Origin of the sequence: Pedobacter sp. MR2016-19 (assembly GCF_014947265.1) — a bacterium.
Classification (GTDB): Bacteria; Bacteroidota; Bacteroidia; order Sphingobacteriales; family Sphingobacteriaceae; genus Pedobacter.
This window is the reverse complement of the sequence record NZ_JADCNK010000039.1, coordinates 1-11,565: the sequence shown is the minus strand read 5'-3', so window position 1 is coordinate 11,565 and position 11,565 is coordinate 1. Positions and strand designations below refer to the sequence as shown.

11 protein-coding genes and 1 tRNA gene are annotated in these 11,565 nt (G+C 39.9%); all 12 read left to right on the top strand.

The window, feature by feature from the left end; genetic code table 11:
- Window positions 1-1,376, top strand: a 1,376-nt coding sequence (locus tag IM793_RS24500) for an Ig-like domain-containing protein (RefSeq protein WP_193426117.1), incomplete at its 5' end; no start/stop codon positions are given.
- Window positions 1,377-1,412: 36 nt separating this feature from the next.
- Window positions 1,413-2,426 carry a type IX secretion system membrane protein PorP/SprF gene (locus IM793_RS24495; RefSeq protein ID WP_193426115.1) on the top strand — a complete coding sequence of 338 codons (1,014 nt, stop codon included), beginning with the start codon at window positions 1,413-1,415 and terminating at the stop codon, window positions 2,424-2,426.
- Between the two features lie 141 nt (window positions 2,427-2,567).
- Window positions 2,568-4,526 (top strand): OmpA family protein, encoded by a 1,959-nt coding sequence (locus tag IM793_RS24490; protein ID WP_193426113.1) that lies wholly within the window; start codon window positions 2,568-2,570, stop codon window positions 4,524-4,526.
- Window positions 4,527-4,575: 49 nt separating this feature from the next.
- Window positions 4,576-4,797 carry a hypothetical protein gene (locus tag IM793_RS24485; protein ID WP_193426111.1) on the top strand — a complete coding sequence of 74 codons (222 nt, stop codon included), beginning with the start codon at window positions 4,576-4,578 and terminating at the stop codon, window positions 4,795-4,797.
- A 451-nt stretch (window positions 4,798-5,248) separates the two neighbouring features.
- Window positions 5,249-5,325, top strand: a tRNA-Asp gene (locus IM793_RS24480).
- 353 nt (window positions 5,326-5,678) lie between these two features.
- Complete coding sequence (locus IM793_RS24475) at window positions 5,679-5,933, top strand: SDR family NAD(P)-dependent oxidoreductase (RefSeq protein WP_227256384.1); 255 nt, start codon at window positions 5,679-5,681, stop codon at window positions 5,931-5,933.
- Window positions 5,863-6,012, top strand: a complete 150-nt coding sequence (locus tag IM793_RS24470) for a helix-turn-helix domain-containing protein (protein WP_370629852.1) — start codon at window positions 5,863-5,865, stop codon at window positions 6,010-6,012. Before IM793_RS24475 ends, IM793_RS24470 begins: the two co-directional genes overlap by 71 nt.
- A 351-nt stretch (window positions 6,013-6,363) precedes the next feature.
- Window positions 6,364-8,790, top strand: a complete 2,427-nt coding sequence (locus IM793_RS24465; RefSeq protein WP_193426109.1) for an outer membrane beta-barrel protein — start codon at window positions 6,364-6,366, stop codon at window positions 8,788-8,790.
- Window positions 8,791-8,810: 20 nt separating this feature from the next.
- Entirely contained in the window at window positions 8,811-9,719 is a 909-nt protein-coding gene (locus IM793_RS24460) for an ABC transporter ATP-binding protein (protein WP_193426107.1), read from the top strand.
- Between the two features lie 4 nt (window positions 9,720-9,723).
- The gene (locus IM793_RS24455) at window positions 9,724-10,950 is read left to right on the top strand and encodes an ABC transporter permease (RefSeq protein ID WP_193426104.1); all 1,227 of its coding nucleotides are present in this window, start codon (window positions 9,724-9,726) and stop codon (window positions 10,948-10,950) included.
- Window positions 10,951-11,001: 51 nt separating this feature from the next.
- On the top strand, window positions 11,002-11,196 hold the full coding sequence (locus tag IM793_RS24450; protein WP_193426102.1) for a class I lanthipeptide: 195 nt from the start codon (window positions 11,002-11,004) through the stop codon (window positions 11,194-11,196).
- 134 nt (window positions 11,197-11,330) lie between these two features.
- Window positions 11,331-11,528, top strand: coding sequence for a class I lanthipeptide (locus IM793_RS24445; RefSeq protein ID WP_193426100.1), 198 nt, complete (start codon window positions 11,331-11,333; stop codon window positions 11,526-11,528).
- Window positions 11,529-11,565: the final 37 nt, after the last annotated feature.

Below are 11,565 nucleotides of genomic sequence, written 5' to 3'. Positions count from 1 at the left end.
ACTTCACTGCTTCTTATACGGTAACACAGGCCGATATTGATAAAGGTGCTGTTTACAACATTGCAACAGCAACAGGTAAAGATCCTAAAGGCAACAACGTTACCGATCAGTCTGAAAGCGGCAACCCTTCAGGTCCTGGTACACCTCCTGTTGATCCTGCCTGTCCGGATTGCACGATTACACCACTTCCACAAACTGGTGCTTTGGTGCTTGTTAAAAAGGTAACTAACGTGGGAACTGGTGTACAGGGTGCCTTCGTGTTAAACAACAACATCGAATACACCTTCACGATCACTAATATAGGCAACACAACATTGAGCAATATTGTTCTTAATGATCCTTTGATCTTTGCCGGTACAAAAGTGATCCCTGGAGCACTTGCACCAGGTGCCACGGTAACTCATAAGGAAACTTATAAAATTACAGCTGCAGATATTGATAACGGAAAGGTAACAAACACTGCTGTGGCAACGGCCAAAGATCCTAAAGGCAATGATGTGAAAGACACATCGGGTACAGATACCGACAATGATACGGCTACGGAAACACCTTTAGCTAAACCGCCTGTAGCGAAAGATGACGCTGGTAAAACGCAGCAAAATAAACCGGTAACTGTCAATGTTCAAACTAATGATCTTCCTGGAAGCAAGCCTTTAGTGCCTGCAAGTACAACTGTGATTACCAATCCTGCTCATGGTACGGTTAAGGTGAATACAGATGGTACAGTAAATTATACACCTGATAACGGATATACAGGAACGGACACTTTTACCTATACCGTCACCGATGAAAACGGTCAGGTATCTAACTCTGCAATGGTAACAATTACTGTGATTCCTTCTAAGCCGGTCGCAATTGATGATCATGCCGAAACGGAATACAATAAGCCAGTATCAATTCCTGTACTTACCAACGACAGGATCGACGGATCTCCATTCGACAGATCGACGGTTGAAATTATTTCTTCTCCAACGCATGGAACACTGGTCGTTAATGTTGACGGAACTGTAATCTATACGCCATATAGCGGCTACACCGGGAAAGATCAGTTTACTTACCGTGTAAAAGACGAGAATGGAAACTGGACCAACGTGGCTATCGCGACTATCGATGTAACGGGCTTCTTTATACCTAATGTGTTTACGCCTAATGGTGATGGAAAGAATGATCTGTTCGTGATCGTAGGTATCGAAAACTACCAACAGGTAGAAATTGCAATCTTTAACAGATGGGGTAATGAAGTATACCGTAACAGCAACTACAAAAACACATGGGACGGTCAGGGCTTAAATGAAGGCACCTATTACTACATGATCACGCTGAGAAACGGCAACGATAAGCAGATTAAAAAAGGTTGGGTTTTAATTAAAAAATAAGTGTACGGCCGGGCAACCGGCCATATCAAAAAAGCTATGAAGATAAAAGGCATAAATAAATTAATACTGGTAGCAGCTTTGCTATGTTGTGGAACTACTCCGGTTCTTGCACAGCAGAACATCCAGTTTACACAATATATTTTCAATTCATTGAGCGTAAACCCGGCTTATGCCGGTTATAAGGAGGAATGGTTTGCCCAGATGGCCCTCAGAAGCCAATGGACAGGGATTCAGGGTGCTCCGAGGACCGGGCAGATTTCTATCGATGGGATTCTGGATCCGTATACGAAAAGAATGGGCCTGGGCTTACAGATTACGGCTGATAAGCTCGGCCCGCAATCGGCAAACTCTGCTTATGTCAATTATGCGTACCGAATCCGGTTAAATGATGAGGACACAAGAAGATTGAGCTTTGGTATTGGTGTCGGCCTCACGCAATATGGTTTAGATGGAAGCATGCTTAACCCGGTAGATGGTGGTGATCAATCGCTGCCAGTTGGTAAAATCAGCAATATCATTCCTGATGCCAGGTTTGGAGTGTACTACTCGAGTCCTAAATTTTATATTGGCGCATCTGTAATGGATCTATTTTCTAAATCCTACGACAATGCAATCTTCCGTTGGAGCGATGGTAGTAATGAAAATATCAGGCGCCAGCGTCATATGTATTTGATTACGGGCATGTTGGTCGATCTGAATGACGATACTAAACTACGCCCGAGTATTATGGTTAAAGAGGATTTTAAAGGGCCAACCAGTTTAGATGTAGGCGCAATGGTCATCTTCGGTGGAAAAGTATGGTTCGGTGGGGCATACCGCACCGGTGTAAAAACCTGGAACAAAAAATATACTGATGGACAAGATCTTAGTCAATTGAACGCAATTTCAGGCATCGCCCAATTTTATGTTGACAAACGTTTTCGCATCGGCTATTCTTACGATTATGCGCTGAGTAAGCTCGGGAGCATCTCAAACGGTACGCACGAGATCACCCTCGGAATGACCTTTCCACGGAAGGATATTCGTTTACTGAGTCCAAGATTTTTTTAATATGATACTTTGTTACATCCTAAAAGCAACAGCCGGCGTGGTCTGGTTGATGTTATTATCCATCTTAGTCGTGTCGGCTTTCGTTATTGGCCTGGTAGAATTAATAGAACACATTAAGATCACTTTAACCAAAAATTTGATATGAACAACCATTATAGGAAATTTAGTTTAGTCATTGTTGTCCTCTCAATCCTGCTCGGATCGGCAAATGCTCAGGAACAACCCGGGGTCCGTGAAAGGGCTCAGATGCTTTTAAATCAATATAGCTATGCAAACGCTGCCACTCTAATCCAAAAACTGGTGGACAAGGATAATCCGAGACTTAAAGACCTTGAAAATCTCGCTCTGTGTTACCGCAATATGAACGACTTTGAAGCTGCTGAAACCTGGTACTCGCGCGTTATCGCTATGCCTGAAAGTTCGGCCATCAACCTACTCTATTATGGCGAAATGCTGAAAGCAAATCTTAAATACGCAGAGGCAAAAAAGGTGTTTTCTGACTATTCCGCCAAGGTCGGGCTTACGCCTCAGGTGGCCTTGCAACTTGCAGGCTGCGACTCTGCCATTACCTGGATGGCAAATCCGCTCCCCTACCAGATTAGAAATGAAACGGGGGTAAATACGCCGCTTTCGGAGTTCTCAGCCTACCCTATGGGAAAACTTGTGTATTTTACCGGAGAGCCGGAAAATAAAGGATTGAACAGAACTTATGGCTGGACGGGAAATAGCTTTCTTAAAATCTATGCCTCAATGTCGGATATGGAGCATAACCTCACTAATCCTGTGGTGATAAAATCAGGCCTTAATGATGCTCCGTTTCATCAGGGACCGCTCGTATCGGACAAGTCCCAAACCGTTTTTTACGTTACCCGCACTTACACGGGCAGCGAGGGTGAAGTGGGTAAAGCTGGCAAACGAAAATACAAAACAAGTAACCTCGAACTTTATATTTACACGAAGAATAAGCAGACTGGAACTTACCAGGTGCAGCCCTTTGCGTATAACAAACCTAAAGAATACTCCGTTGGTCATGCAAGTCTGAGTTCCGACGAAAAAACGCTGTATTTTGTGTCTGATATGCCCGGAACATTAGGCGGAACAGATATCTGGTATAGCGACCTGCAGTCTGACGGTACCTGGGGAAAACCTATTAATGTAGGGCCATCGGTAAATACTGCTGGCAACGAAATGTTTCCTTCGGTAAGTGAAACTGGTACACTATACTTTTCTACAGACGGATTGCCAGGAATGGGCGGCCTGGATATTTTCAGCAGCAAGGGTAATAAATCCAACTGGACGAAAGCAGTAAATTTAAGGTATCCTGTTAACTCTGCTGCAGATGACTTTGCTTTCTTTACCACCGGGCCAACCCCCGATGGAATTACCGGATATCTGGCATCTAACCGTAAAGGTGGGCAGGGTTCTGACGACATCTATACGTTCAACTACTCCCGTCCGAAAATCATTCTCGCGCTACGTGGGGTAGCGTTCAACAAGAAAACTCAGGAACGCCTTTCTGATGTGACAGTTACCCTGTCGAAGGACGGATCAGGTATCGTAGCAAAAAAAATCAATGAACAGGATGGTACCTTCTTCTTTCAGCTTGATAAAGAAAGCGACTATAAAGTGCTTGGAACCAAAATAAAGTTCTACGCAGACTCAGCAATGTTAACCACAAAAGGGCTGACAAAATCAGACACTTTATATGCTGAATTGCGCTTAGAGCCGTTGTTTGAGGAGGGTAAAACACTGAGACTTGCGAATATTCATTACGACTTTGACAAAGACAATATCCGGGCTGATGCGGCAAAAATATTGAATGAGCTGGTCCGCACCATGAGGGATAACCCTACCCTGGAAATTGAACTTGCTTCTCATACAGATAGTCGTGGTGTAGATATCTACAACCTGGACCTTTCTCAACGGAGAGCAAGATCTGTAGTCAATTACCTGGTAAGCCGGGGTATCGCGAGAAGCAGGATGACTGCCAAAGGCTATGGCGAAACACGTTTGCTTAACCGCTGCTCAAATGGCGCGAGCTGTTCTGCAGCAGAACATCAGCAAAATAGAAGAACAGAATTTACCATTTTAAAATATTAGTAATAGCACTTTCCTGCCTGGCACACCTAGGTAGGAAAGCTCGTAAATTATGGATGATAAAGCATTAAAAGAACTAAGAGCCCGCGTCTGTTTAAAGGCCGGGCTCAGTTCTGTTACTTCCTGGGATTGCAAATTTTTGTCGGAAGAGATTTCTAAGAGCACTAAAAAAATGATCAGCGCAACTACCTTGAAAAGATTCTTCGGCCTGGTAGCCGTAAAATACAAACTATCAAAATATACGCTAAGTATATTGGAGGAATATGCGGATTAACGTTTACTTTTCATCAGCAAGCCGTCCTTGTTTCCCATTTTGTTTTTTTTGAACGAGTAATCTTCGGGATACGAGGGGAACAACCTGTTAAGCTTTCGATGATGAAGCTTATATATATCAATAATTAAATCGCATTAAATTATATTTTTGACAATCTTTAACTTAATCAATTACAGTCAAATAGTTGCAAAAAATTGATGAGCATGTGTTGAGCGGCTTCATTCTTAGGGTTTAAAATGTTGATATTCAGTAGTGTGTTGTGTGGTATTCAAGTCTAGTCCATTCCGCTTTTTTGCCTAATAATCATTTTGATAAAAATATTTTGAATGAGGCTCAGTGTGTTACGCATTTATTAATTAAAAAGTCGGTTACTATAGTGATAAACTGAATATAGTGTATATATTTGCAATCCTGAAAGGGAAAGAGGTTCGAACTTTAAAGAAGAACAAAAGGAGTGGTAGTTCAGCTGGTTAGAATGCCTGCCTGTCACGCAGGAGGTCGCGGGTTCGAGTCCCGTCCATTCCGCCAAGTGACATTACAAAATGTATCAAAAGCCTCTATGTATTTCTAGAGGCTTTTTAGCTTTTACAGCATCCCAAAAAATTTAGATTTTCTTAAAATATAGGTGGACAAATAGAGCGCACTTTACTGTTTATAAAGTTGGTGCGCTAAATCCTGTATAAAAATCTGTTAATCAGGTTGTTAGAGTGCCGAATATCTTGATTGTAAAGAACAACAATCTTAATTTTATAACTTTTAAATTATTTTAAAATGAGTGCAAAATTTAGTTTGTTATTCTTTCTTAAAAGAAGAGGGGGTGACTCGTTGTGGATTTACTTGTCGTTTTTGATTTATAATACTAGAATTAGTTTACACCACTTTTGTGGCCGGCGCGAATTGGCTTTACAGGAAGCAGCCGAAAAACTACCCTCGGTAATACCAAAGTATGCGATTTATCGGATGAAAAAGGCCGAATTGAGCTGTACAACTGGATTGCCGAAAACCATAGCGATTTAAATGTATTGGTAAATAACGCCGGGATCCAAAATTGGATGAAGATAGGCAATGATGATTTTTATGAAAAAGCAAACGACGAAATCGCCACCAATGTTTTGGCTCCGATCCATTTACCTTGAACTGGGCTTTGAGAGCTTATCTCATTTTTCGAGGTCGTTTAAAAAGAAATTTGGGAAAGCGCCTACAGCTTACAACTAAATTGCCAAAAGATTGGATCCCCCACCCAATCCGTACTTACAAAGCCCCTGCTAACCAACAAAATAAACCACTAAACATAAACACATCAATACGGCCAAAAGCTGTATCTGTTAGCACAATACTGGCTCCTCATTCTGCCCCCCATATGCCCTTATTTAACTTCAACATAGTGCGAATATATCTTCCAGATAACTCTACGTTACGCATAAAGCGTGTGGTGCCCTTATCATTTTGTAACCTATTATTACCAATCCGTACTCACATTTGACCAAAGAGTGTATTGTTTTTAGTTAGGCATTTCAATATATATATGTTTGAATAGTTAAAAAGATCACCTAGAAAATAAATCATATGAAAAGTAAAGCAATCCTGATCAGTATCCCATTTATATTAATGCTCTCTGTTTTTTCTTTTACGGTTAACGGCCAGGAAAATAAATCATTGAAATTATCGGGAACTATTTTAGATTCCCTTAGCAATCTCCCTTTACCCAGCGCCGGCCTTATTCTTAAAAACCAAACAAGTGGAACGGAGCAAAAGGGAATGGCTAATACTGCTGGTATTTATTCATTTAGTTTGTTGGATACAGGTACCTATTCGTTACTTGTAAAGTATGTTGGCTATAAAGACTATCAATACAAAAACATCAGGGTTTTTGATAAAGATGTGTTATTGCCATCAATTAAATTATCTTCTGAACTGAATAATTTAAAATCTGTAAACGTCATCTCTAGGAAACCATTTATTACACAGTCCCTTGATCGGGTAACAATGAATGTATCCGAAAGTTCATTATCGGCCGGTACCACCGCGCTCGAGATCCTGCAGCAGGCCCCAGGTGTTCAGTTAACCCAATCTGGTGGCATATCATTGAAATCTAAAGCCGTTTCGGTTTATATCGACGGGCGGCCAAGTTACCTGGGCGGAGAGGAGCTTAAAAACTGGTTGAGTGCCCAGCCGAGCAATGCTATCGATAAAATAGAACTGATCAGTAACCCCTCCGCCAAATACGATGCATCATCATCAGCGATTATCAATATTAAAACAACCAAAATGTTGAACTACGGAACAAATGGAAGTTTTACTGTAGGTGCAGGTGTCGGCAAATTCGGAAGAGGCAATTCGGGCTTGAATTTAAATTACCGTAAAGAAAAAGTGAATGTATACGGCAGTTATAATTTTATGGGCCTAAAACAGTTTTCTACCCTCGAAAACAACCGCATACTCCAAAACAATAACCTGTATACCTACTTAAACGAAAACCAATATTCGGAAAAACGGACGGATCTTCATTCGGTAAAAGCAGGAGTAGATTACGATATTAACCAGAAAACCACCGTAGGTGTTTTGTTAAGGGGGAGCTTTACCAGCAGAACACGGAACGATGACTCCAATACCCCTATTGGCCTGATAAACAAACCTGTTGATTCGACGATATTTACAAAAGTAGTTGGAAATTCTTCATGGAATAGTCCATCGGCAAATGTTTTCTACAAATTTAATGATGCTGCAAGTAAACAATCGCTTACCATTAACGGCGATTACTACAGGTATGGTAAATCATCCAGTAACGATTATACAACAAATTACTTTGGGAGTTCTAACCAGGAATTACGTTCGGATAACGAATTGCGGGATAATTCTCCCGGACACATTACAATCAAATCTGTAACAGCCGATTATGAAAAAACGATTAAACTGGGAAAGGTATCGTTTGGATTAAAAAGTGCTTTTACAACGACCGATAATGATGTAAAATGGGAAAACCTAAAGGACAATAGCTGGCTGGTTGACCCGGGAAAAACAAATCATTTTATTTATGACGAAAACGTAAATGCAGCTTATTTCGGATTGTCCAGACAAATTAAAAAGGTTGGCATCCAGTTAATGGTACGAGGTGAACAAACCAATATTACCGGCAATTCGATTACCATGGGCAGCGAATTCACAAAAAACTATTTCCAGTTGTTTCCGAGCCTGGCTTTTCAATATAGCAAATCAGCCAAAAACCAGTTTTCTTTTGCCTACAGAAAAAGTATAGAAAGGCCGCTTTACCAATATGTAAATCCATTTTTACTGTTTCAAAGTACTTACAACTATTTTCAGGGAAACCCAAATCTTGATCCGATGACCAAGCATGAACTGGAATTATCATGGGCATACAAACAAACTGTATTTACCTCGTTAAGCTATAATTACATCAAAAATTTCTACGGCACATTTTACAAACAGGATATGGCAACAAAAGGCATTATAAGCTACTTCGATAATTATAAATACGGCCAATCGATAAACTTAAATGTTGCAGTAAGCAAAGCGATACGTAAATGGTGGGGATTTAATGGCAATTTATCAAGCAGTTACTTTAAAGGATCATATCCTTCGGTTCAGACTGAAAAATCGACCCCTAATATAAACCTGACCGTAAATAACGGATTTCTATTTAAAAAAGGCTGGAGTGTAGATTTGATGGGGCTATTTACCTCGCCGTACTCTGACGGATTTTACCACTACAATGCTAATTACCTGGTAAATGTGGGGGTTACCAAGGTACTTAACAAAAACTCGAGTATTAAATTAACCTCTAGCGACATTTTTAAGACTTATCAAACCTATTATACAACACAATACAGCAACATCAATTTACAGAATATAGCAAGGTACGATACGCGTTCCATTACCCTTACCTATTCGCAAAAATTTGGCAACGTTAGGGTGAAAAAACAAAACGACCGTAAAGTTGGAATAGAGAGAGAAGAAAAAAGAATTGGACAATAAGGGGCTTAACGGATAAAATTATGTTACAGATAAAAAACATTACAAAACAATACACTAACCAGTTGGCATTGGATAATGTAAGTTTTAATATTCCTCCGAAAGAAATTTTTGGCCTCCTTGGACCAAATGGGGCGGGCAAAACAACTTTGTTGAGGATAATAAACCAAATACTACCAACAGATAAAGGCTCGGTGATGATTGGCGACGAGAAGCTCCAGCCTAAACACATCCGCAAAATTGGTTATTTGCCAGAGGAGCGTGGGCTTTATAAAAAGATGCCTGTTGAAGGACAACTTCTGTACCTGAGCCAACTAAGGGGATTAAGCCATGGAGAGGCTAAAAAGCAGGCAGATTATTGGCTTAAAAAGCTCTTTATATCCGACTTAAGGAACAAAAAACTCGAGCAGCTTTCAAAAGGGATGCAGCAGAAGGTTCAGTTTATTGCAGCAGTAATACACAAACCCGAGCTTATTATTTTAGACGAACCATTTACCGGGTTTGATCCGGTTACAGCCGAATTGATCAAAGAAAATATACTCGAGCTTAACCAAAACGGGGCAACCATCATTCTTTCAACGCACCGCATGGAATCAGTAGAGAAATTGTGTAATTCCATCGTATTGATCAACAAGTCGAAAAAAGTATTGGAAGGAAGTGTAAGGGATTTAAAAGAGGCTTTTAAGGATTCGAGCTATAGCTTTTGTTACAAAGGCAGTCTTAATCATCTGTTAACAAATAAAGGCATAACCGTTTTATCCAAAGAGGTGGTCAACAATGTAAACCAGGTGGCAATAAAAACCAATGGGTTATATACTGCAGATCAGTTCCTCAAAGATTCACTTAGCGAGCACATTCAGCTTGTTAGTTTTAACGAGATAATTCCTTCAATGAACGAGGTTTTTATAAAAGCAGTTGATCTTAAAAATTAATATTATGAACAAGTTATTTTTAATTATAAAGAGAGAGTATTTAACAAGAGTTCAGAAACGATCTTTCTTGTTGATAACGGTGATCTGTCCTGTTCTGATTTACCTGCTGCTTATGGGGGTAAGAAAAATAAATGAAAATCAGAAGATTAAACTCAATAAGGTTATTGTTGTAGAACAACGCGATGATTTATTTTCAGGCTTAACATCAATAGCCGGGCTAAAAACAGAATATGCGGATATAGGGCTGGACGAAATTAAAAAAAGGATTGCCGAAAATCAGAACACCATCGTTTTGTATGTTTCAACGGCTTTTAAAAATACGCACCAGATAGAAATATATTCTTCAAATAATATCGCCGGTTCTATTTTAAACTCTATCCAAAACCAGTTACAATATCTTTTTTTAAATGAAAGTTTAAAAAAATCAGGTGCTGAAATAAACAGTACCAGGTTATCCTTCAAAGAAAACACCCTGGTTGCTGGCGCCTACACCAATGTAAAAACCCTGGGTACAATCGGAATACTTTTAGCCACACTGGTTTTTTTATCCATTTTTATGTACAGTAACCAGGTGATGAGAGGGGTGATAGAAGAAAAATCGAGCAGGATTGTAGAGATTATCATTTCATCGGTAAAACCATTCGAATTAATGTTAGGGAAGATTGTTGGCGTAGGCATGGTAGGCATTACACAATTTTTACTGTGGATCTGCATTGCGTACTTCGGTATCAACTACTTTAAAGTGTTTGATATAGACTTTGGAGGTTTGCTTTCGGGCATAAAAATACCATATAGCATGCCTGTTATTATTGCTGTGCCCTTTGCATATTTTATAGGGGGATATTTTTTATACAGTGCTTTATTTGCCGCCGTAGGATCGATGATTGATAATGAATCTGAATCGCAACAGTTTGTTGTTCCGGTAACAGCCCCGCTCATATTTACCTTAATGCTCGCGCAAACAGCTATTTTAAATGATCCGAACGGTAATATTGCTTATTGGCTGTCGGTAATTCCTTTCACTTCACCGATAGCGATGATGGTAAGGTTTCCGATGGGTGTTCCGGTTCATCAAATTATCCTATCACTTGGTTTGCTTTTGATATGCTTCGTTTTAATTACCTGGGTATCATCAAAAATTTATAAAAATGGAATTCTCGCAAATAATAAGAAATTATGGTTCTGGAACCTTATTAAGGGGATAGATATTAAAAAAATAACAAATAAATAAAGCGTAAGCCGAAAAGCTGACAGAGTAGGCAATACCACTAAAATTACAATCATGAAATCAAAACAATTCGACAAAAACAACAAATTAAGTCTCGACAAAAAAACCATTGCAAAGCTTGATCAGAGCACACTGAGCAGCGTAAATGGCGGTAACGAGGCTGGTACTACCTGGGAAACAACAACTACTACATCTCTTATCCCCGGAACAGAATGGACCATGTTTACCACTTTTACCACGGCATATTAAGCTACCTATAAAACCAAAACAGCCGAAAATCGTAGCGTGTGTAGACTAAGCTGCACGAGCATGTTTTCCTAACTGTAAATAAAGCGTAAGCCGAAAAGCTGATAGAGTAGGCACCATTACTAAAATTTACAATCATGAAATCAAAACAATTCGACAAAAACAACAAATTAAGCCTGGACAAAAAAACCATCGCTAAACTCGATCAAAGCGCATTAAGTAGCATAAATGGCGGTAACGAGGCAGCTGGCACAACATGGAGTACCGCTACCACAGCTACCGTTATCCCTGGTACAGAGTGGACTGCATTTACCACTTTCACTACAGCATATTAAGCTACCTATAACCAAAACAGCAAACCTTTTCCTTGTG

Bases quoted from the DNA above. Each gene is read 5' to 3' on its own strand.
- IM793_RS24460 (WP_193426107.1), top strand. From the start codon at position 8,811: ATGTTACAGATAAAAAACATTACAAAACAATACACTAACCAGTTGGCA.
- IM793_RS24450 (WP_193426102.1), top strand. From the start codon at position 11,002: ATGAAATCAAAACAATTCGACAAAAACAACAAATTAAGTCTCGACAAA.
- IM793_RS24490 (WP_193426113.1), top strand. From the start codon at position 2,568: ATGAACAACCATTATAGGAAATTTAGTTTAGTCATTGTTGTCCTCTCA.
- IM793_RS24455 (WP_193426104.1), top strand. From the start codon at position 9,724: ATGAACAAGTTATTTTTAATTATAAAGAGAGAGTATTTAACAAGAGTT.
- IM793_RS24445 (WP_193426100.1), top strand. From the start codon at position 11,331: ATGAAATCAAAACAATTCGACAAAAACAACAAATTAAGCCTGGACAAA.
- IM793_RS24470 (WP_370629852.1), top strand. From the start codon at position 5,863: ATGATGATTTTTATGAAAAAGCAAACGACGAAATCGCCACCAATGTTT.
- IM793_RS24485 (WP_193426111.1), top strand. From the start codon at position 4,576: ATGGATGATAAAGCATTAAAAGAACTAAGAGCCCGCGTCTGTTTAAAG.
- IM793_RS24465 (WP_193426109.1), top strand. From the start codon at position 6,364: ATGAAAAGTAAAGCAATCCTGATCAGTATCCCATTTATATTAATGCTC.
- IM793_RS24495 (WP_193426115.1), top strand. From the start codon at position 1,413: ATGAAGATAAAAGGCATAAATAAATTAATACTGGTAGCAGCTTTGCTA.